Raw genomic sequence first — 22,353 nt, forward strand, 5'->3', positions numbered from 1 at the left:
AAGGACGCACCACAAGCTGAAAATGCCGCCGCAGTTTCAAAACAAGCCTCTGAGCATGAAGGACTGAATCGCGATCGAGGACGGTCCGGAACGCGTTCCAGGTCTCTTTTGCCGCCACGCCGGTCATGCTGGCGGCATGAACATGATCACAGAACACGACCGCAAACTCGCCGCAGCGCTGACGCCGCTGTCACCCATTCCGGACAGTGGTGCGGCGCGACCAAAACCGCTTCGGCGGCTGATCCCGCCCTTGGGTCTTTCAGCGCTGGCGGCGACAGCTGCCATCGCTTTCCTCCAGCCGCAAATCCATCGCGGTATCGAGACCACAGGCCTGGCAGCGGGAACTGCGCATGAGGCGGCCGGCGCCTCGACATCCGTGGAACAGCCAACGCCGGCGAAGGCCGCGCCGGCGGGAGGATCTGTCGGCACACCGGCCGCGCGCGAGATCAGCGGCTCGGGTTATGTGGTCGCGCCCCGCATCACCACGGTCTTTTCCAAATACGAGGGCAGGATCACCGGCGTTGCCGTCCAGGCGGGAGACCTGGTGGCAGCCGGCCAGGTGCTGGTGACACTCGACGATGCCGGCGCCCGCTTCGCGCTCGAACGCGCCGAGGCGACAAGGGCGACGGCGGTTCTCTCGCTCGCCGGCCGAAACATCGACCTCGACCAGGCACGTTCGGCCCTCGGTCGCACCGAAACGCTTGCGGCCCGCGACGCCGCTTCGCGCCAGCAACTGGAAGAGGCGCGCAGGGCGGTCGATCGCGCCGAAAACGCCGTCGCCCAGGCACGACAGGATTTGGCCACCGCCGAGCTTGCCATCCGCATCGCCGAGGAGCCAGTCCGCGAACTGACGGTGCGGGCGCCCTTCGCCGGGACCGTGACGCGGCTCGACGCCCATGTCGGAGACACCGTTCTCGCGCGTGTCGACAGCGTGCGCGAGAACCAGAGCCTGCTGACGATCAGCGACCAGACAACCATGGTGATCGATGCCGATGTCGCAGAGACCGGCATGGCCGACCTGCAGCGGGGACTGCGCGGCGAAGCGGTTCTCGACGGATTTCCCGACCGGCCGTTTGCGGTCGAAGTGCAACGTGTCGCCCCCATCGCCTCGATCGAAAAGGGCACCGTCGGCCTGCGCCTCGCGCTCACCGATCCGCCAGCCGGCATCCGGCCGAACATGGCCGCACGCATTCGCCTCCAACTCACCAACAGCAAGACCGGAGCAGACAGCCAATGACCCACGATCCCTACATAGTGCTTGCCGGCATACGCAAAGGCTATCGCATCGGCGGCGAGCCGATCCCGATCTTCAGCGAACTCGACCTCGTCATCCCGCGTGGCGACTTCGTCGCGATCATGGGCCCTTCGGGATCGGGCAAGTCGACACTGCTCAACATGCTGGCCGGGATCGACGTGCCGGATGCCGGAAGCCTGAGCATCGGCAACCACCGGCTCGACCAGATGGGCGAGACGGCGCGGTCGTCCTGGCGCGCGCACAATATGGGCATCGTCTTCCAGTTCTATAACCTGCTGCCGATGCTGAACGCGGCGGAGAATGTCGAGCTGCCGCTGCTGCTGAAACCGCTTTCGGCAGGCGAACGCCGCGCGCGCGTCGGCAAGGTGCTCGAACTGGTCGGACTCGCCGGCCGCGAGAAGCAGTATCCTGCCATGATGTCGGGCGGCCAGCAGCAGCGTGTCGGCATCGCGCGCGCCATCGTCTCGGATCCTGGCCTGCTGCTCTGCGACGAGCCTACCGGCGATCTCGACCGCAAGTCCGCCGACGATGTGCTGGAGATGCTCGGCTTCCTCAACCGCACCCTGGAAAAGACCATCGTCATGGTGACGCACGACCCGCAGGCGGCTCGCTCCGCCAGAAGAACGCTGCATCTCGACAAGGGCCAGTTCGTCGAAGAGAAGAGGGCCGCCTGATGACTTTCTTCGGTCTTGCCCGCAAGAATGCCTGGCGAAAGCCGCTGCGCACCGTGCTTTTGATGGTCTGCGTTGCCGTCGCCTTCCTCATCCATGGCCTCACCGCGAGTTTCCTGGCGGGTTCGCAGGGCGCCTCGGCCGCCAGCGAGGACGTGCTGGGCGTGATGAGCGCGGCGGGACGCGCGCAGGCGCTGCCGATGGCGCATCTTTCCCGCATCGCCGCCGAGCCGGATGTCGGCGCTGTCGGTTATATGGCGCGCCTGCGCGGGTTTTCCGGCAACGAGAAGAATGTCGTTGCCGTCAGCGCCGTCGAGCCGCAGTCCCTGATGGCCGTCAACGGCAAGGAACTCGGGCTGACGCCGAGCTTGATCGAGGCGCTGGACAGCGGCCGCGACCGGGTTCTGGTCGGTCGTGCGCTGGCCGAAGCGCAAGGGTGGACAGTCGGCCAGCACATCGCCGTCACCGCGCTCCAGATGGCCAGACAGGACGGCACTCGCGACTGGCGCTTCGAGATCGCCGGCATCTTCGAAGGTGCCGGCGCCAGCACCGACACCTATTTCGTCATCGCCCGATACGACTATGTCAATGCGGCCCGGTCCAAGGGCAAGGACACCGTCGACGCCTTCGTCGTCCGCCCGCGCGACGGTATCAAGGCAAGTGCACTTGCCACACGCATCGATGCGCTGTTTGCGAATTCGGCCGCACCGACGCGAACGCAGTCGGAAAAGCAGTTCCTCGAAGCCTTCCTGCGCCAGTATGCCGATGTCGGGCTGATCGTCGACCTGGTCACCGGCGCCGCCTTCGTCACGCTGTTGATGATCGTCATCAACACCATGGTCTTCGCTGTGCGCGAGCGCAGCTTCGAAATCGGCGTCCTGAAGACGCTGGGCGTCTCCCGCCTCAGGATCGTAGCGCTCGTGCTCAGCGAGACGCTGTTCATCTTCATCATCGGTGCAGGCGTCGGCCTTGCGTTGGCCAAGCTCGCGACCGTGCTTGTCGGGCCCGTCGTCGGCCTCGTCTTCTCCTTGCCGGTGCTGGCCAGGGCGACAGCGATCGCCCTGCTGCTCGGCCTCGCCACCGGCCTGCTGCCGGCCATCAACGCCATGCGCATCCCCATCATCAAAGCGTTCAGAACGAGGTAGTCGCCATGTCCACCCAGATCAGACAGACGCTCGTGATGACGCGGGCCAATCTTCGCAGCCTGCCGCGCCGCCTGGCAATCTCGCTGTCGATGGCGCTTTCGGTGGCACTCGTCGTCGCCGTCCTTGCCGGCTTCCTGGCCATGGCCGGGGGGTTCGAAAAGGCGCTGTCCGGCACCGGCTCGCCGCTGGTGGCCGTCATCCTCGGCGGCGGCACCAACCAGGAAGCCGGATCGGACATTCCGGCGGACGCCGTTCGCGGCATTCAATCGCTGGCGGGCGCGATGACTGCGGACATCGTCCGGGACGAAACCGGGAACCCGCTCGTATCCCGCGAACTGGTGGTGCCGGTGGAAGCCGCCGGTCGGCAGGCCTCGACGCTCGCGCTTCGTGGCATGGATGCCGCCGGCCCCTCGATCCGCGAAAGCATCGTGCTCCAGGCGGGCCGGCTGTTTGCACCCGGCGCCCGCGAGATCGTGGTCGGCGCACGCATCGCCGCCGACTTCCCGGGCTTTGCGAGTGGCGACACTGTGCGGCTGGGGACTGTCGACTGGACGATTGTCGGCCATTTCGCCGCCAATGGCAGCGCGTTCGAATCCGAGATATGGGGCGACCTCGACGCGGTTCGAGCTGCCTTCGATCGGCAGGGACAAGTGCAAAGCCTGCGTTTGCGCCTCACCTCCCCCGCATCGATCGCGGCGCTCAAGGCAGGCCTGGCCACAGTAACCTCGACGCCGCTTGTCGCCGTTTCCGAAGCCGATCTCTATGCCGCACAGTCGGGCCGCACATCCAGCCTGATCCGCCTGTTCGGCTGGCCGGTCGCGCTGCTGATGGCGATCGGCGCGACAGCCGGTGCGCTCAACACGATGATGAGCTCGGTCTCCGACCGGACCGTCGAGATCGCCACCGTGCGCGCGCTTGGCTTCAGCCGTCTCTCGGCATTCATGGCAACCTGGTTCGAAGCGGTGGCGCTTGCCGCGGCCGGCGCATGTGTCGGCATCTTCGCTTCATGGCTGCTGTTCAATGGCTGGGAAGCCAGCACCGTCGGGGCGAACGAAACCAGCATGGGCTTCCGGCTGACGGTCGACGCGGATGTGATGCTGTCAGCCGGCCTGCTCGGCCTCGCCATCGGCATCATCGGCGGCGCGCTCCCGGCAATCGCGGCAACCCGGCTGCCCCTGACAGCTGCACTGCGGGCACGCGGGTAGCCCCATAACTTCGGGTTCAGCCAGCCTTCGCTGCAGCCCGCAGCCCCTGGTGCGAAGCCATGAAGGCCCGCTCCGCCTCGGTCGGCGTGCGCGGCGAGACATCGTAGCCGAGCGCCTCGACCAGTTCCTGGATGTCGACGAAACGCCTGGCCTTGCGGTCATAGACACCCGCGGTCGTCTTCATGAGGGCCGCGGTCTCGCCGTTCTCCAGCACGAAACGATGCCCGCCCAGCACCTGGGTGCCGTCCCAGGTCTCGATCGAGGACACCACCTGGAAATTGCGCCACAGCTTGATCTCGCGCACATAGACGGTCTGCAGCCCGCCCAGCATCGGCGCCCAGCCCCGCTTCCGTGCCAGCGCGATCAGGCCGGCGCGGATGAAGATGTCGATGCGACCGAGATCGGCCAGCATCATGTAGCGCGCATTGTTGAGATGGACGTTGAAGTCGATGTCGGTCGGCAGACAGCGGAAAGTGAGCCGGCTTTCATCTCCGACGCGGTAGCGCCGCGCGACTTCGCCGTCAGCGCCATGCGCGCAAAACGTGCCCAGACATACATGCTTTTACTTTCTTCCCTTCTCCCCGTTCACGGGGAGAAGGTGGCCCGAAGGGTCGGATGAGGGGCTGCTCTGAAAATCGCAAGCCGGGTGCAGCCCCCTCACCTGCCGCATCTCTCTCCCCGTGAACGGGGAGAGAGAAAGCTGTTTCCGCTTACGCCGCTTCCTTGACCTCGCCCTTCGCATAGGGGTCGAAGCGCTGGTAGAAGGTCTCGCCCTTCTCGGCCATGTCGAGAAGCAGCTTCGGCGCCTTGAACTGCGCGCCGTACTTCTTCTGCAGGCCCTTGGCGATCTTCACGAACGCCTTGGCACCGATGCCGTCGATGTAGGACAGCGCACCGCCCGTGTAGGGCGCGAAGCCGAACGCCAGGATCGAGCCGACATCGGCTTCGCGCGGATCGGTGACGATGCCTTCTTCCATGACGCGCGCCGCTTCGAGCGCGATGGTAACCAGCAGGCGCTGCTGCACCTCTTCGTAGTCGACCTTGTCGGGGTCGAGCTGCGGGTAGAGGTCCTTCAGGCCCGGCCACAGCTTCTTCTTGGCCGGCTTCGGCGGATAGTCGTAGAAGCCCTTGGTGTTCTTGCGGCCGAGACGCTCGTGCTTGTCGACCAGCGTGTTGATCAGCGCGAACTGGTCCTTGTCGACGGCCTTTTCGCCAAGGTCGCGGATGGTCTGCTTCATGATCTTCTGGGCGAGGTCGATCGCTGTCTCGTCGGTCAGCGCCAGCGGACCGACGGGCATGCCGGCCGCCTTGGCGGCGTTCTCGATCATCGGCGCCGGGATGCCTTCGATCAACATCTGGAAGGCTTCCGACATGTAGCGCAGCACGCAGCGGTTGACGTAGAAGCCGCGCGTGTCGTTGACGACGATCGGCGTCTTCTTGATGGCGCGCACATAGTCGATCGCGGTGGCGATCGCCTTGTCGCCGGTCTTCTTGCCGAGGATGATCTCGACCAGCATCATCTTGTCGACGGGCGAGAAGAAGTGCAGGCCGATGAAGTTCTTCGGCCGCGACGAGTTCTTGGCCAGCGACGAGATCGGGATGGTCGAGGTGTTGGAAGCGAAGATCGCCGACGACTTCAGCACGGCCTCGGCCTTCTCGGTGGCGCCCTTCTTGACTTCCGAATCCTCGAACACCGCCTCGATGACGAGATCGCAGCCGTTGAGATCGGCATAGTCGGCCGTCGGCGTGATCAGCGACAGCAGCTTTTCCTTCTCCTCAGGCTTGGCGCGGCCCTTCTTGACCTGCTCCGAGATCAGATTGTCGGAATGCGCCTTGCCCTTCTCGGCCGACGGCAGGTCGCGGTCGAGCAGCACGACCGGAATGCCGGCCTTGGCGGTGACATAGGCGATGCCGGCGCCCATGAAACCGGCGCCCAGCACGCCGATCTTCTTGAACTTGCTCTCCGGGATGCCTTCGGGACGGCGGGCGCCCTTGTTGAGCTCCTGCAGCGACACGAACAGCGAGCGGATCATCGCCGCCGCTTCCTTGGTCTGCAGGATCTCGGTGAAGTAGCGGGTCTCGATCTTCAGCGCGGTGTCGAAAGGCACCAGCAGGCCTTCATAGACGCATTTCAGGATCGCCATGGCAGCCGGATAATTGCCATAGGTCTCGCGACGCAGGATGGCGATTGCCGGTGGCCAGAGATTTGCGCCGGCAACCGAATAGACCGGACCGCCCGGCAGCTTGAAGCCCTTCTCGTCCCAGGGAGCGACCGGCTTCAGGCCATTGCGGATCATTGCCTTGGCTGTCTCGACCAGCTTGGCCGGCTCGGCGATCTCGTGTACCAGGCCCATGGCCTTGGCCTTCTGCGCGGTCAGGTTCTTGCCGGAGGTCAGCATCTCCAGCGCGCCCTGCGTGTCGGTCAGCCTCGGCACGCGCTGCGTGCCGCCGGCGCCCGGGAAGATGCCGACCTTCACTTCCGGAAGCGCCATCTTGACCTTGTCGGAATCGGCAGCGACGCGGCCATGGCAGGCCAGCGACATCTCGAAGGCGCCGCCCATGCAGGTGCCGTTGATGGCCGACACCCACGGCTTGCCGCAGGTTTCCAGCTTGCGGAACAGGCCGGTCATGAAGCCGACATTGGTGAACAGCGTCTGGGTGGCCTTTTCCTTGTCCTTCACCTTTTCCTTGGCGAAGAGACCCAGCATCTGCTGCAGCATGGTGAGGTCGGCGCCGCCGGAGAAGGTCTCCTTGCCCGAGGTGATGACCGCACCCTTGACGGCGGCATCAGCCACGACCTGGTCGATGATGGCGTTCAGTTCGCGCATCACCTCTTCGGTGAAAACGTTCATGGAGCGGCCGGGCATGTCCCAGGTGACGAGCGCAATGCCGTCGCCGTCGATGTCGACCGAAAAGTTCTTGTAGCTCATTGTCTTCTCCTTCCGGCCGAAATCAGACGCGCTCGATGATCGTGGCGGTGCCCATGCCGGCGCCGATGCACAGCGTCACCAGAGCGGTGTTGAGGTTGCGGCGCTCGAGCTCGTCGAGCACGGTGCCGAACACCATGGCGCCGGTGGCGCCGAGCGGATGGCCCATGGCAATGGCGCCGCCATTGACGTTGATCTTGTCGTGCGGGATGTCGAAGGCCTGCATGTAGCGTAGCACGACGGAGGCGAAGGCTTCGTTGAGCTCGAACAGGTCGATGTCCGACAGCTTCATCTTGGCGCGCTTCAGCAGCTTCTCGGTGACGTCGACCGGGCCGGTCAGCATGATCGCCGGCTCGGAGCCGATGTTGGCGAAAGCGCGGATGCGGGCGCGCGGCTTGAGGCCCATCGCCTTGCCGCCCTTCTTGGAACCGAGCAGCACGGCTGCGGCACCGTCGACGATGCCCGACGAATTGCCGGCATGGTGGACGTGGTTGACCTCTTCCAGCTCCGGATAGCGCTGCACGGCAACGGCGTCGAAGCCGCCCATTTCGCCAGGCATGACGAAGGAGGGGTTCAGCGAAGCCAGCGACTGCATGTCCGTCGTCGGCCGCATGTGCTCGTCATGGTCGAGGATGGTGAGGCCGTTCTGGTCCTTGATCGGCACGACCGAGTTCTTGAAATAACCCTTCTGCCAGGCATTGGCGGCGCGCTTCTGGCTCTCCACCGCATAAGCGTCGACGTCGTCGCGCGAGAAGCCATGCTTGGTGGCGATGAGGTCGGCCGAGATGCCCTGCGGCACGAACCAGCCGGGGAAGCCCACCGACGGATCCATGAACCAGGCGCCGCCCGAGGCGCCCATGCCGACGCGGCTCATCGATTCCACGCCGCCGGCGATGACGATATCGTCGGCGCCCTGCGCGATCTTGGCCGCGCCCAGGTTGATGGCGTCGAGGCCGCTGGCGCAGAAGCGCGACAGCTGCATGCCGGGCGCCTTGGTGTTGTAGCCAGCCTCGAAGGCGGCGGCGCGCGGGATCACCGAACCGGCTTCGCCGACCGGGTCGACGCAGCCGAAGATGATGTCATCGACGGCGCCGGTGTCGAGCTCGTTGCGGTCGCGCAGCGCTTCCAGCACCTTGGCGCCGAGACGCACCGCCGGCACCTCGTGCAGCGATCCGTCCTTCTTGCCCCTGCCGCGCGGCGTGCGCACAGCGTCATAGACATAAGCGTCGGCCATTTTCATGCTCCTTAAAGGTTGGACCGGTTGCTCAGAGCGAGCGGCCGATCAACATCTTCATGATCTCGTTGGTGCCGCCGTAGATGCGCTGCACGCGGGCATCGCGATACATGCGGGCGATCGGGTATTCGTTCATGTAGCCATAGCCGCCATGCAATTGCAGGCATTCGTCGACGACCTTGCACTGCAGGTCGGAGAGCCAGTACTTGGCCATCGAGGCGGTGACCGGGTCGAGCCCGCCATTGAGATGGCGCTTGACGCAGTCATTGTAAAAGACGCGGCCGATGGTGGCTTCGGTCTTCAGTTCGGCCAGCTTGAACTGGGTGTTCTGGAACTCCACCACCGCCTTGCCGAACGCCTTGCGCTCCTTGACGTAGTCGACGGTGACGGCGAGCGCGCGCTCGATCATGCCGACCGCCTGCGCGCCGATCAGCAGGCGCTCCTGCGGCAGCTGCTGCATCAGTTGGACGAAACCCTGGCCTTCCTCATGGCCGAGCAGATTGGCCGTCGGCACGCGCACGTCGTTGAAGAAGAGCTCCGAGGTGTCGTTGGCCTTCAGGCCGATCTTGTCGAGGTTGCGGCCGCGGGTGAAACCTTCGACTTCGTCGGTCTCGACGACGATCAGCGAGGTGCCCTTGGCGCCCTTGGTTGGATCGGTCTTGGTGACGACGATGATGAGATTGGCGTTCTGGCCGTTGGTGATGAAGGTCTTGGACCCGTTGATCAGGTATTGGTTGCCGTCCTTTTCCGCCCGGGTCTTGATGCCCTGCAGGTCGGAGCCGGCGCCGGGCTCGGTCATGGCGATGGCGCCGATCAGCTCGCCGGTCGCCATCCTCGGCAGCCATTTCTTCTTCTGCTCTTCCGAGCCGTAATGCAGGATATAGGGGGCGACGATGGCGTTGTGCAGCGCGATGCCGAAGCCGTCGACACCGACATGGCCGAGCGCCTCGGCGATCACGCTTTCATGGGCATAGGTGCCGCCCGAGCCACCATATTCTTCCGGCATCGAGGCGCAGAGCAGGCCGGCTGCACCGGCCTTTTCCCAGGCGGAACGGTCGACGATCTCGTTCTTCTCGTATGCGTCGTAGTGCGGCGCGATCTCTTCGGAGAGAAAACGGGTCGACATGTCGTAGAGCATGGCGACCTCGTCGCCAGCCCAACCGGCTCGCGGCAAGGACAGGATGTCGGCGGGGTTGGTTGCCATGAACTGCTCCCTGTTGACCGCTTTTATATAGGGCGTCTGTTCAATCCTGAACAGACGCCGGTACCGTTCAGAACGCGTCGGCCGACAACGCCATCATGGAATCGGCACCCGAGGAAATGCGGGCAAGATGCGCCGCCGTCTCCGGCATGATGCGATCCATATAATAGCGCGCCGTGACCAGCTTGTTGTCATAGAAAGATGACGAGCCGTTGGCGCCTTCGGTGAGCTTGGCCTGCGCGACCTTGGCCATCTGGCCCCACATGTAGCCGAGCGTGACCAGACCGAAGAGATGCAAATAGTCGGTCGAGGCCGCACCGGCATTGTCGGGGTTCTTCATGCCGTTCTGCATCAGCCACATGGTGGCGGCCTGCAGATCGTTGAGGCCCTTCTTCAGCGCCTTGGTGAACGGCGCCAGCTTCTCGTCGGCGCGGTTTTCCTCGCAGAACTCGCCGACTTCCTTGAAGAAGGCCTGGATGGCGCGGCCGCCATTGGCGCCGAGCTTGCGGCCGACGAGGTCGAGCGCCTGGATGCCGTTGGCGCCTTCATAGATCATGGCGATGCGGGCATCGCGCACGAACTGGCTCATGCCGTGCTCTTCGATATAGCCGTGGCCACCGAACACCTGCTGCGCCATCACGGCATGCTCGAAACCCTTGTCGGTGAGCACGCCCTTCACCACCGGCGTCATCAGGCCCATGTGGTCGTCGGCGGCCTGGCGGTCGGCGTCGTCGCCGGAGCGGTGGGCGATGTCCGACTTCAGCGCAGTCCACAGCGTGAAGGCGCGGCCGGCCTCGTTGAAGGCGCGCATGGTCATCAGGTTGCGGCGGATGTCCGGGTGCACGATGATCGGGTCGGCCTTCTTGTCGGGCGACTTGGCGCCCGAGATCGAACGGCCCTGCAGACGCTCCTTGGCGTAGGCGACAGCGTTCTGATAGGCGACTTCCGACTGCGCCAGGCCCTGCAGGCCGACGCCGAGACGCGCCTCGTTCATCATCGTGAACATCGCCTTGAGGCCGCCATTGGCCTCGCCGAGCAGCACGCCTTCGGCCTCGTCATAATTCATGACGCAGGTGGAATTGCCGTGGATGCCCATCTTCTCTTCGATCGAGCCGCAGGAGGCTGCATTGCGCTCGCCCGGATTGCCGTCGGCATCGAGCTTGAACTTCGGCACGATGAACAGCGAAATGCCCTTCACGCCTTCCGGCGCACCCTCGATGCGGGCCAGCACCAGATGGATGATGTTGTCGGACATGTCGTGCTCGCCGGCCGAGATGAAGATCTTCTGGCCGGAAATCTTGTAGGTGCCGTCGCCGTTCGGCACGGCCTTGGAGCGCAGCAGGCCAAGGTCGGTGCCGCAATGCGGCTCCGTCAGGTTCATGGTGCCTGTCCACACGCCCTCGATCAGCTTCGGCGCGAAGGTGGTCTTCTGTTCGTCGGTGCCATGGGTGAGGATCGCGGCGATCGCGCCCTGGGTGAGACCGGGATACATCAACAGCGCGAGATTGGCCGAGACCATATATTCGGCGACCGCGGTGTGCACGGCATAAGGCAGGCCCTGGCCGCCAAATTCGGCAGGCGCGGCAAGGCCCATCCAGCCGCCTTCGCAATATTGCCGATAAGCTTCCTTGAACCCCTTCGGCGTCGTCACCGAGCCATCGTCATGACGCACGCAGCCTTCCATGTCGCCGACACGATTGGTCGGCTGGATGACGTTTTCGGCCAGCTTGGCGCCTTCGGCGAGGATCGCCTCGAGCACGTCGCCGGATGCATCGGCAAAACCGGGGAGATTGCTGTACCGCTCGAAACCGAGCACCTCGTTCAGAACGAACAACGTATCGCGGACAGGCGCCTGGTAGATCGGCATTGCGTCTTCCTCCACAAAATCAACGCGCCCGCACCAAAACGGCTTTCGGGCCGACTGTGAGATCTGGATAACAAATATTGACGTTTGCGTAAACGTCAATATGCGTGGGTGGTCACTTTTTTAGGAGGGTTTTCGACAGGCGACGACGGAGCGGGCCGTTGCCGGCGGCAGTTCCTTGCATTTGAAATACGGCTTACGCACAGTGATGATGGCTCCTGCGCGGCCAGAAGAAGGTCGAGACAATGCTCACGCAGGTCGAGGCTTCGGCAGCCCGCCTGCGCAGCGATCATTCGGAATGAGTACATCCATGTATGATGACATCATTGCCTGGCGACGTGAGCTGCATGCCCATCCGGAGCTCGGCTACGACCTTCCGCGCACCGCATCCTTCGTGGCCGACAAGCTGCGCACCTTTGGCTACGAGGTCACGGAAGGCATCGGCAGGAGCGGTGTCGTCGGCGCCCTGCGCGGCCGCAAGCACGCGTCGGGCAAGGTCATCGGCCTGCGCGCAGACATGGATGCCCTCCCCATCCAGGAGACCACCGGCCTTGCCTATGCCTCGAAGATCGATGGCCGGATGCATGCCTGCGGCCATGACGGCCACACCGCGATGCTGTTGGGCGCGGCGAGGACCCTCGCCGAGACCCGCAACTTCGATGGAACCGCCGTCCTGGTCTTCCAGCCGGCGGAAGAAGGGCTAGCCGGCGCGAAGGCGATGTGCGACGACGGCCTGATGACGCGCTGGGGCATCGAGAAGGTTTTCGCCCTTCACAACGACCCGGACCTCGCCATCGGGCGCTTCGCCACCCGCCCCGGGCCGTTCGGCGCGGCGGTGGCGAGCTTCAGGGTGACGATCGACGGCAAGGCGGCCCATTCGTCCAGCCCGCATGCCGGCGTCGACGCCTTGCTGCCTGCCGCCAACATCCTGATTGCCCTACAGACGATCATCGCGCGCAATGTCGACCCGCTGAAGAGCGGCGTGGTCTCGGTCGGATCGTTCCAGGGTGGGCAGCCGGGAGGCACCTTCGTGCAATCGAGCGAGATCCGCGGCCTCATGCGCTGGTTCGAACCGGATGTGCGCGACACCCTGCAGCGGCGCATCACCGATATCGTCGAAGGGATCGCGTCATCTTATGGCGCCAGCGCAAGCGTCCTCTTCAGGAGCCTCTATCCCGTGGTGGTGAACGATGCGGAGGAAACCGCGTTTGCCGCGGACGTCGCCCGCGCCGTCATGGGCGCCGACGCCGTCGATGCCGCTCATCCGCAGATCATGGGTTCGGAGGACTTCGCCTTCATGCTGGAGCAACGGCCCGGCAACATCGCCATGCTTGGCAATGGCGCAACGGCGGGACTGCACGACCCCGCCTATGATTTCAACGACGCCGCGATTCCGTTCGGTGTCGCTTACTGGACGCGACTGGTCGAAGCCGGGATGCCTGTCTAGCGTCACAGACGTGCCGCCCTCCCCCAAATGGCGACGAGATTAAGCAGAGTTCCGGAGACCAGACTTGCGATGAAAGACGTTGATCGGGCCAAGGGACAGACTGGCTGACTCCATTGGTAACCTCTGTGGTAGTGGAGATTGACGAATATGCTGAATTGCAGCCGACGCCGGCGTTATCTAGGCGATTAAAACATCTACAAACAGACGAGAATCTCGCTTTAGGCCAAGCTCACGAGCAAGCCAGGCATTCTTCAAATGCTCTACCGCGCGATCACCGATAGCCCGACTCAACTCAGATGGAGCTTTGGGATATGGCGCGAAATGAACACCACAGGGATGGAAAAGAAGGTAGTAGTCAAGTATTGGCCCATCGTGGAAAGAAGCAACTCCGCCTAACGGAACAGGGCTCATGCGTTCCACCCGAACAGGTATAACCATCCCCGAGATTTCAACGACAACATCGAAAATGTCGGGATTTTCTCGGTCCTCTGACGGGATTAGAACACGAACACTCGGTTCACCCTCCACGGTGAAGGCACAAGACCATTCACGGCGGCTCACCGTATTATCCAGCTTGTAACGAGAAAGCGGTCGGCTCGCGACCCTCTCGGACTTGAAGGTTGCAGTGAAATCCAGGATTTCCTCCTGTACTGCGAGAAGCTCAGGCATGGGATTACGCCAATTCCAGTGCAACTCTCCAACCACCGAAACAGCAAGACCCCCGGCATACTTTTGCTGGGGCCGTACTTCCTCGATGCTACGCCCCAGCAAATCCTGCAATGGCTTCTCAATCAGCGACCGGATGTCTTCAAGATCCGAATCGGAAAGTCCTTCAATCCTAGAATAGAAGGGATCCGTGTAGTTTATCCTCTGAACGGTGATGTGCGAGCAATATGCCACGTTCGGCGAAGAGCGCGGGAAAGGCTCGCGGGTAGCTTCTTCGAGCCATCGGGTAATAGAGATGCCCACAGGGTCAAGCCCGTCAAAAACCAGCTTGGCATCCCACACATACATCGGCTGAACAAATCCAGACCTGAGGCGGAATGCCCAGTGGTGACCCGGCAAGATCGAAAAAACACATCCTCCCCTTTTGGAGACCCAATCACCTCCGTTGATACTGAACTGGCCGGGATATCCGCCCTTCTGAACAAGGCGCTCGCCACGAAAACGCTTGAGCCCCTCGCGAATGCGATCAGCGCTACCTTGAACAGTCATTGCACGCCCCGCAGCACCTGCTTACTCATCTTCCAGTTTCTTCGCGTCACATTGTTCGCACAAGAACTTTCGGCGCACGTGATCGATCGTGTAGCTGCCCATGACCTCTTTGATCTCGACGGATTCGTAGAACCGCTTGATGTGGCCGATATTGCATTTGGCTTCAGAAGCTTGCCCGCACTGTGCGCGTGCTGAACCGTCCAAGGCTCCCCTCGGCCAACCTGCTGGCTTCTAACTCCGCTCTGCATCTTGCCGAAAAAGGATCGCGTCAAGACAGCAGCCACAGATTGGACTAGTCAGAATTCCGAGGCACCCGACTTGATCTAGTCTCGCATGCTATGATCTAGCGAGCGAGAGATGAGCGACGCGCCAAGAATTCCAAGAGGAGCGCGTTGTTTGCTGAACAAGTCACAAAAAAGCGCGCCACCGAAGCAACGCGCCTTTCAGTTTCAGTCCAGTCACAGACCGCCCAACCGGACGATCCGAAATTCAGTTCGCGGCGGCCGAGGTGGAGGCGGCGCGGTCGGCGACCATCTGGCGGACGGAGTTCATGGCGCCGCTCAGCTCGTTGATGGCGTCGTCGATCAGGGCGCGCTGCTTCTGCAGGCGCACGAGCTGCTTTTCCGACTTCTCCAGCGCGAGGCGCAGCTGCTTGGTGTTGGTGCCGGTCGGATCGTAGAGATCCATCATCTGCTTGACCTCGCGCAGCGAGAAACCGACCTTGCGGCCGAGCAGGATGAGCTTGAGGCGCACGCGGTCGCGATGCGTATAGAGGCGGGTGGCGCCGTCGCGCTCCGGCTTCAGCAGGCCCTTGTCTTCATAAAAACGCAGCGTGCGCAGCGTCACGCCGTATTTCTTGGCCATCTCGCCGATGCGCACCAGGTCTTCGCCCGGTTCGTTGGATATGGCGTTGGTGTTGCTGGCTACCCCGCCAGCGCTGTTCATCTGCACAGTCATCGACATTTCCCGTTAGGCCCCAGCTATGGCGCGCGGCCTTGGCTGCCTGGCGTCGCCTGTGGCGGAAGCGCTAGGGGGCGTTGCTTCCTGGTTTCGACTTAATGCGTAAGCGCTACCGCACTGCACAACTTACGTTTACGTAAAGGATATACCGACATCGTTTCGGAAATGCAAGTGGGGGTGCCGTAAGGCCATGCCCCACGGTCAACGATGAAAGCTTTTCTCAACGAATCCTTCGACTTCTTAAGCTTGGTTAACGGGTTGTTTACCATGCTGGGCGAAAGGTGCGGCTGTCGGTCCGTGTCCATCCTGTCTCGCTTTTCACACGGGTTTCATCGAAGCGCGGGCGCCAACCCAGGAAGCAAGCTTCCGCTGGCCGAACCGTCTTCGGACCCGACTGGGTGGTTTGGGGAACTGCTGGCAAAGGCCAGCCAAATGCGAAACGGGCGCTCGATGAACAACAAGCGGTCCTACCTCGAAAATCTCAATTCCGGGCGTCCGCGCCGGGACTATGCCTCGCTGGAAGACCTCAACCGGTCGATGGAAGCGCTGGAACAGCGGATCGGCCGCAACCGCGAGGAGCCGGCGCGCCAGCAGGAGCCATCGCGCCAGGAAGAGCCGCGCTACGGCCGCAGCCAGCCTTATGGCGAGCGCTATGAAGCTCCACGTCACGCGCAGCGCGGCTATGAGGACCAGCGCCCCCGCGAGCGCGATTATGAAAACACGACGCGCGGCTACCAGCGCGCCTACGAAGAGCCCCGGTCCTCCCGCCAGCGCAGCGAACGGCCCTATCAGTCGATCGCCCGCGACATCGAACGCATGCGCGGCCAGGAAGACGGCGTGGCGATGGTGAGCAAGATCGCCAGCGAACTGCAAGGCCTGCGCGAGGAACTGCGCCAGCAGATGAGCTCCGGCCTGCAGCGCGAATTCCAGGCGCTGCGCAAGGATATCCAGCGCGTCGCCCAGGAAGCGCCGTCGTCGCGCGACAGCGCCGAACTCGGCCTCGAATTCGAACGCCTGTCCGGCGCGATCCGCGGTCTTGCCGAAAAGAGCGACGACAAGGGCGTCAACCTGCTGCGGCTCGAGCTGGAGCAGGTCCGCAACGCCATGGACACGCTGGCGCGCGAGGAAAGCGTGCAGGCGGTGGACCGCCGCTGGCAGGAATTCGACCAGCGCTGGTCGAACTTCGAGAACCGTTTCGACGGCAATACCGGCAAACGCGAAGCGATCGATGTCGCAGCCCTTGCCGAACGGCTCGAACAGATCGGCGCCGCGGTCAACAAGCTGCCGGACTCGCTTTCGCTGCGCTCGCTGGAAGACAAGGTGCGCACGCTGGCCGGCGCGGTCGACCATTTCGCCAGCCAGCAGGGCCGCCGTGGCGGCGATGTCTACGGCATGATCGACGAGCGGCTGGACGAGATCTCGCGCGCCATCGTCGCTTCGACAGTCGCCGCGCAATCGAGCGCCTTCGATCCGGCACCGTTCGAGCGCATCGAACAGCGCATCGCAGCGCTTGCCCGCCAAATCGAGGACGTCGCCGAGGAACGCCCGCGCGGCGAAGTCGTGGACCACCTGTTCCAGGGGTTGGAACAGCGTTTCGAAGCGCTGTCCGGCATCATCGAGCGTCGCCAGGACGACGCCATGCAGCAGGGCAACATGCTGTTCCGCGATCTCGAGCGCCGGCTGGACGATGTCGCCGACCGCCTCGAGCGCCGTGCGCCCGAACCCGACAATTCCGGCATCATGGATGCCATCGATGCCCGTTTCAGCGCGCTGGCGCAGCGCCTGGAAAGCCGCGGCACCGACACTGCCGGCCAGGATGCCATCCGCAGCCTGGAGAGCCGGCTCGACGACATCTCAAGCCGCCTCGACTCCAGCTCGGTGCAGGCAGCCGGCATCGATCCGGACCTGCTGCGCAGCCTCGAGGCGCAGGTTTCCGGCCTGACCGCGCATCTGTCGCGCCCCGGCGCACCGCTGCCGGAGTTCGAAGACATCGCACCGCGCCTCGAGCGGATCGAGGAATCGATCTCGACCAATCGCGACACCATCCTGGAGACCGCGAGACAGGCCGCCGAAAATGCCGTGCGCTCGCTCGGCCTGTCGAACGGCGATACTGTGGCCGTGACCGGGCTCGCCAGCGACCTCAAGACGCTGGAAGACCTGACCCGCCGCTCCGACGAGCGCAACACCAAGACGTTCGAAGCCATCCACGACACGCTGCTCAAGATCGTTGACCGCCTCGGCTCGCTGGAAGGCAGCGCACCGCTGGCATCGCCGAAGATCACCGTCCGCGATGCACCGGCGCTCGACATGGACGAGCCGCTGCCGTTCCCGAACGAGCCGATGGCTCCGGCCATGCGCGGCGGGGCACGCACGCCGTCACAGGCGGCGGCCGAAGCGGCACGCGCCGCGCTCGGCTCCGAAGCCATTGCCGCCGATTCGGAAATCTCCAGCCAGAACAAATCAATGTTCGGCGGCATCGCACGCGCCTTCAAGATGCGCCGCGAGAACGAACCGACGCAGCCGACGGCACTGGCCGAAAGCGGCGAGGTCCCGACCGTCGATCTCGACGAGCCGCTGGAGCCGAAGCTGCTCAACCGTCCGCTCGAGCCCGGCTCGGGCGCCCCGGACCTCAACGCCATCATGAAGCGGGTGCGCGACGAGCGCGGCCAGCCCACCAAGTCGGGGGCGGCGGATGCCTCCAAAGCCGATTTCATCGCCGCAGCCCGCCGTGCCGCCCAGGCGGCGGCCGCTGAGGCGGAAGCGCTCAAGCAGCAGTCGGGCAAGGTTGGCGGCATCAAGTCGTTCGGCATCGGCAACCTCCTGAAGGCCCGCCGCAAGCCTGTGCTGATGGCAGCCGCCGCGATCATGCTGGCGCTCGCCGGCCTGCAGCTCGGCAAGGCTTTCCTGTCCGATCCGGACCAGGTGGCGCTCAACCAGAGCGCCCCCATCGAAGAAAACACCGACGTCGCAACCAGGGCGCCTGCCCTGCAGACACCGCTCAGCCAGGCTCCGGTGTCGGCCGCGACTCCGGCGCTGCCGATCCCTGCCGATGCGCCGCCGGTGCGCAGCGTCGACGACAAGGATGCCATCGAACCTTCGTCCGCCGGACTGGGTTCGCCCGAAGTCCAGGCACCGGAACCGAAAGCCTCCGAGCCGAAGGCCAAGGACGACATGGTCTCGGCGCAGCCCACCGAGGCCGCTCCGGAAGCCAAGGCCGCGACGCACGCCTTGATCGCCGCGCCGGTGACATTGCCGACGGTCGACGTGCCGGGCATGCCGAAGTCCAACGTCGCGACGGAAGACAAGACCGGCGCCGTGCAACCGGCTTCGGTTTCGACCCCGGATTCGGCCAATGCATCGGCGAACGGAATCGAAATCCCGCAGACGGTTGGCCCGGTTGCGTTGCGCGATGCCGCAGCCGCCGGCGATGCCAAGGCGCTGTTCGAGATCGGCTCGCGCTACGCCGAGGCACGCGGTGTCAGGGAAGACATGGCCACCGCCGCCAAATGGTACGGCGAGTCCGCCGAACGCGGCTTCGCGCCGGCCGAATACCGCATCGGCAATTTCTACGAGAAGGGCATCGGCGTCGAACGCGACATCGCCAAGTCGAAGGAGTGGTATCGCCGCGCCGCCGAGAAGGGCAACGCCAGCGCCATGCACAATCTGGCGGTGCTGTTTGCCATGGGCGCCGATGGTGCGGCCGACAACGACGCCGCCACCCGCTGGTTCCAGCAGGCCGCCGACCTCGGCGTGAAGGATAGCCAGTTCAACCTCGGCATCCTCGCCGCCAAGGGCGCCGGCATGCCGCAGAACCTGGAAGAGTCCTACAAGTGGTTCGCCCTGGTGGCGAAAGCCGGCGACAAGGATGCCGCCACCAAGCGCGACGAGATTGCCAGGGCGCTGCGCCCCGAACAGCTCGAACGCGCCAAGCAGGCAACGGACCTGTGGAAGCCGAAGCCGCTCGACGAAGCCGCCAACTCCATCGACATCCCGGGTTCCTGGCAGGATGCACCGACCACCATCGCCGGCATCGACATGAAGAAGGCGGTGCAGAACATCCAGCGCATCCTGGCCAAGAACGGCTATGACGCCGGCGGCACCGACGGTGTCATGGGCGACCGCACCAAGAAGGCGATCATGGCCTTCCAGAGCGACAATGGCCTGGAGGCAACCGGCTCGGTCGACGACAAGCTGGTCAAGGCCCTGCTGGCAAAGAAGTAGGGCGACTCGGCGTTCACGTCCCCTTCTCCCCTTGTGGGAGAAGGTGGCCTCGCCCGGCGGCTTTGCCGCCGTTTTGGGCGAGGTCGGATGAGGGGTGCTGGACGGATCACGACCTTCCTGATTAAGCTGCTGTTATATAGATATAATTTCCCTCGGCTTCGTTTCTTCCAACACCCCTCATCCGTCTCGGCGCTACGCGCCGATCCACCTTCTCCCGCAAGGGGAGAAGGGGCTGGCATCGCGCTGAAGCCACACCAAAGCACCACATCCCATCAAAAAGAATCGGAGCGTTTTCCGCTATTCCAAGAACAGCGGAAAACGCTCCAGGCGCCGAGACGTGTCTGCGATTTACTGCAGATCTTCTGGATATCGATAGACGTCCGCATGCGAGGCGACGAAGAACGCGCCGTTGTCATTCACCCAGCCACGGAACATGCCGTCCGTGTTGTAGGGGGCAGCAATGGCGCCCTTTGCGTCCACCGCCACCAGGCCGGCGCCGACCTCTTTCAGGTCGTCCATGATGACCTTGCGCGTCGCCGCTTCCAGGCTTTCGCCGCGGTAATCGACACGAGACGCAACCTCATGCGCGGCGACATGACGGATGAAGTACTCGCCCTTGCCGGTGCCTGACACGGCGCAGACGCCGTTGCGGGCATAGGTGCCGGCGCCGATGATCGGGCTGTCACCGACCCGGCCGTCCGGCTTGTTGTTGTAGCCGCCGGTCGAGGTGGCGGCGGCGAGATCGCCATGGCTGTCGAGCGCCACCGCGCCGACCGTGCCGTGCTTTTCGGATTCGCTGGCCTTGGCCGCGGTACCGGCCACGACATGCGCCTTCATTGCAGTCAGCGCCGCCTTGCGACGCTCGGTGGTGAAATAGCTCTGCGGCTCGACGGCCAGGCCTTTGTCCTCGGCGAAGCGGTCGGCGGCGGGGCCGGTCAGCAGCAGCGGATCGCCCTGCTCCAGCAGCGCCCGCGCGGCCTTGACCGGGTTGCGCACATGCCGGGCGGCACTGACGGCGCCGGCTGCCAGCGAGCGCCCGTCCATGATGGAGGCGTCGAGTTCATGCACGCCGTTTTCGTTGAGCGCAGCGCCATGGCCGGCGTTGAAATGCGGGCTGTCTTCCATGACGATGACGGCGGCCTGCACGGCGTCGAGCGCCCGGCCACCGGATTTCAGGATTGCGTAGCCGGCTTCCAGCGCGCGTCCGAGATCACGGCGCGCGGCGATCCATTCTTCCTCGTTGAGATCGAGCTTGGCCATCACCCCGCAGCCGCCATGGATCGCCAATGCGAATTTCGTCATCGTCCGTACCTTCAAAAGAGAGGGAAGCGGTGCTGGAACGCGTCCGCTTCCCTTGTTGTATGGCTGGAAAACCTACTGCTTCGGCTTGGCGTCCATCGCCAGCGTGTCTTCGTCGGAGCGCGGTGTGTAGGTGATCTTGTCCGCCTTCACGCCCCAGGCCGAGACGTTGACAGCCAGCGGCAGGTCGGGACGATCGGTGGCGACCAGCAGGTTCGCCTTTTCGAGCAGTTCGCGGCGCTTGGCCTCGTCCATCTCGACGCCGGCATCCTCGATCAGCTTGTCCATCTCGGGGTTGGAATAGCCGCGGGTGTTGAAGGCGCCCAGCGACTTTTCCTTGTCGTTGGTGTGCATCAGCGAGGACAGCATGTAGTTCGCCTCGCCGGTCAGCGTGCCCCAGGATGCCATGTAGAGCGAATATTCGCCGCGCGTCTTGGCAGGATTGAACACCGCCGCCGGCACGCCGCTCACATCGGCCTGGACATTGATCGCTGCCAGCAGTTGCGCCACCGTCGGCCCGAGCTCGGTCGGCATGCGGTCGTTGGCATAGTTCAGCGACACCTTGAAACCATCCGCGAAGCCGGCCTCGGTCATCAGCTGCTTGGCCTTGTCGACGTCATAAGCCGCTGGCGCAATGTCCTTGTTGTAGCCGAAGATGTTGCCGCTCACGAGCTGGGTCGGCACGACGCCCATGCCTTCCAGCGCGACATCTGCAATGGTCTGGCGGTCGATGACGAGATCGAAGGCCTCACGCACGCGCGGGTCGAGGAAAGGGTTCTTGTCGAGTTTCTTGCCTGCCTTGTCCCAGACCATCGGCGAATTCTCGCGGAAGTCGAATTCGAGATAGGGGATGTAGACCGACTCGTCCTTGACGACATCGATGGCCGGATCGGCTTCCAGATTGGCGAGGTCGGTCGCCGGCACCTTGGAGATCAGGTCGACCTGACCTGCCTTGAGCTGCGCGACGCGGGCGGCGTCATTCGGGATTTCCTTGCGGACCACCTTGTCCCATGGCTGCGCACCGCCCCAGTAACCGTCGAACTTCTCCAGCACGAGATCCTGCGTCGGCGCCCAGCTGACGAACTTGTACGGACCTGTGCCGATGGTGGCCTTGCCGGTGTTGAAGCCTTCGGAGGCCGTCTCCTTGGTGGAGTAGGCCGCTGCCGCCTTGTGCGAGACAATGAAGAGACGCACGAAATCATTGGGCAGGGTCGGTGCCGAACCATGCGTCTTGACGCGCACCGTCAGCGGGTCGACGACTTCGACGCCGGCGACGCGGCGCACATAGATGGTCGACGGGTTCGGCCCGGTGACATTGGGGATGCGTTCGATCGAGAACCTCACGTCCTCGGCGGTGAAGTCCGAGCCGTCATGGAACTTCACGCCCTCGCGCAGCTTGAACTCCCAGGTCGTGGCATCGACCGGCGTCCAGCTCACCGCCAGGTTGGGCTCGACCTCGAGCTTGTTGCCCGACTTCAGCAACGTGTCGAAAATGTGCTTGGTGGCCTCGGCATTGGCGGAAGTGGCCGTGAAATGCGGATCCATGGAGGCCGGACCGGACTTGGTGGCGATGGTCAGGTCGGCAGCGAGCGCCGGCAGCGACACGAGCAGCGTCGACACAAGCAGCGCCGAGCGCAGGAAGGAACTGGTTCTCATCGGGGTTTCCTCTTCTTGTTTTGTTGTGGAGTGTCTTCTTGGCGCCGGGCCGG

15 protein-coding genes and 1 pseudogene are annotated in these 22,353 nt (G+C 64.0%); 6 read left to right on the forward strand and 10 right to left on the reverse strand.

Annotation, left to right across the window (positions count from 1 at the left end; all coding sequences use genetic code 11):
• The first annotated feature begins 142 nt into the window (after positions 1 to 142).
• Genes AC3WTO_RS24385 through AC3WTO_RS24400 form a run of 4 tightly spaced genes read left to right on the forward strand, consistent with a single transcriptional unit; the run spans position 143 to position 4,276 of the window.
• Positions 143 to 1,237: an efflux RND transporter periplasmic adaptor subunit gene (locus AC3WTO_RS24385; RefSeq protein ID WP_492463672.1), complete on the forward strand. Its 1,095-nt coding sequence runs from the start codon at positions 143 to 145 to the stop codon at positions 1,235 to 1,237.
• On the forward strand, positions 1,234 to 1,929 hold the full coding sequence (locus AC3WTO_RS24390) for an ABC transporter ATP-binding protein (protein WP_492463671.1): 696 nt from the start codon (positions 1,234 to 1,236) through the stop codon (positions 1,927 to 1,929). Before AC3WTO_RS24385 ends, AC3WTO_RS24390 begins: the two co-directional genes overlap by 4 nt.
• Entirely contained in the window at positions 1,929 to 3,071 is a 1,143-nt protein-coding gene (locus tag AC3WTO_RS24395; RefSeq protein ID WP_492463670.1) for an ABC transporter permease, read from the forward strand. The genes AC3WTO_RS24390 and AC3WTO_RS24395 overlap by 1 nt, the downstream gene beginning before the upstream one ends.
• Positions 3,072 to 3,076: 5 nt before the next feature.
• On the forward strand, positions 3,077 to 4,276 hold the full coding sequence (locus AC3WTO_RS24400; protein WP_492463669.1) for an ABC transporter permease: 1,200 nt from the start codon (positions 3,077 to 3,079) through the stop codon (positions 4,274 to 4,276).
• Between the two features lie 16 nt (positions 4,277 to 4,292).
• On the opposite strand, the pseudogene AC3WTO_RS24405 reads toward AC3WTO_RS24400, so the two are convergent.
• From AC3WTO_RS24405 to AC3WTO_RS24425, 5 genes and pseudogenes are all read right to left on the reverse strand, one after another.
• Positions 4,293 to 4,834, reverse strand: a pseudogene (locus AC3WTO_RS24405) (thioesterase family protein).
• A gap of 152 nt (positions 4,835 to 4,986) precedes the next feature.
• Entirely contained in the window at positions 4,987 to 7,206 is a 2,220-nt protein-coding gene (locus AC3WTO_RS24410; RefSeq protein ID WP_492463668.1) for a 3-hydroxyacyl-CoA dehydrogenase NAD-binding domain-containing protein, read from the reverse strand.
• 22 nt (positions 7,207 to 7,228) lie between these two features.
• Positions 7,229 to 8,437, reverse strand: a complete 1,209-nt coding sequence (locus AC3WTO_RS24415) for an acetyl-CoA C-acetyltransferase (protein ID WP_492463667.1) — start codon at positions 8,435 to 8,437, stop codon at positions 7,229 to 7,231.
• A 31-nt stretch (positions 8,438 to 8,468) separates the two neighbouring features.
• Positions 8,469 to 9,641 (reverse strand): acyl-CoA dehydrogenase family protein, encoded by a 1,173-nt coding sequence (locus AC3WTO_RS24420; protein ID WP_492463666.1) that lies wholly within the window; start codon positions 9,639 to 9,641, stop codon positions 8,469 to 8,471.
• Between the two features lie 67 nt (positions 9,642 to 9,708).
• Complete coding sequence (locus AC3WTO_RS24425; protein ID WP_492463665.1) at positions 9,709 to 11,505, reverse strand: acyl-CoA dehydrogenase C-terminal domain-containing protein; 1,797 nt, start codon at positions 11,503 to 11,505, stop codon at positions 9,709 to 9,711.
• A gap of 307 nt (positions 11,506 to 11,812) precedes the next feature.
• Here AC3WTO_RS24425 and AC3WTO_RS24430 point away from each other — a divergent pair, with 307 nt between their 5' ends.
• The gene (locus tag AC3WTO_RS24430; protein WP_492463664.1) at positions 11,813 to 12,949 is read left to right on the forward strand and encodes a M20 aminoacylase family protein; all 1,137 of its coding nucleotides are present in this window, start codon (positions 11,813 to 11,815) and stop codon (positions 12,947 to 12,949) included.
• A gap of 177 nt (positions 12,950 to 13,126) precedes the next feature.
• Here AC3WTO_RS24430 and AC3WTO_RS24435 read toward each other — a convergent pair whose 3' ends face one another.
• From AC3WTO_RS24435 to AC3WTO_RS24445, 3 genes are all read right to left on the reverse strand, one after another.
• The gene (locus tag AC3WTO_RS24435; RefSeq protein ID WP_492463663.1) at positions 13,127 to 14,164 is read right to left on the reverse strand and encodes a hypothetical protein; all 1,038 of its coding nucleotides are present in this window, start codon (positions 14,162 to 14,164) and stop codon (positions 13,127 to 13,129) included.
• Between the two features lie 21 nt (positions 14,165 to 14,185).
• Positions 14,186 to 14,368: a hypothetical protein gene (locus AC3WTO_RS24440; RefSeq protein WP_492463662.1), complete on the reverse strand. Its 183-nt coding sequence runs from the start codon at positions 14,366 to 14,368 to the stop codon at positions 14,186 to 14,188.
• Positions 14,369 to 14,653: 285 nt separating this feature from the next.
• On the reverse strand, positions 14,654 to 15,121 hold the full coding sequence (locus AC3WTO_RS24445; RefSeq protein WP_492463661.1) for a MerR family transcriptional regulator: 468 nt from the start codon (positions 15,119 to 15,121) through the stop codon (positions 14,654 to 14,656).
• A 453-nt stretch (positions 15,122 to 15,574) separates the two neighbouring features.
• On the opposite strand from AC3WTO_RS24445, the gene AC3WTO_RS24450 reads away from it, so the two are divergent.
• Positions 15,575 to 19,345, forward strand: coding sequence for a peptidoglycan-binding protein (locus tag AC3WTO_RS24450; RefSeq protein WP_492463660.1), 3,771 nt, complete (start codon positions 15,575 to 15,577; stop codon positions 19,343 to 19,345).
• 348 nt (positions 19,346 to 19,693) lie between these two features.
• On the opposite strand, the gene AC3WTO_RS24455 is transcribed toward AC3WTO_RS24450, so the two are convergent.
• Complete coding sequence (locus tag AC3WTO_RS24455; protein WP_492463659.1) at positions 19,694 to 20,647, reverse strand: isoaspartyl peptidase/L-asparaginase family protein; 954 nt, start codon at positions 20,645 to 20,647, stop codon at positions 19,694 to 19,696.
• Positions 20,648 to 20,719: 72 nt separating this feature from the next.
• A complete protein-coding gene (locus AC3WTO_RS24460; protein WP_492463658.1) occupies positions 20,720 to 22,300 on the reverse strand; it encodes an ABC transporter substrate-binding protein in 1,581 nt (526 codons plus the stop codon).
• Positions 22,301 to 22,353 lie beyond the last annotated feature (53 nt).

This window comes from Mesorhizobium sp. EU05-FHT14A09 (genome assembly GCF_058790995.1).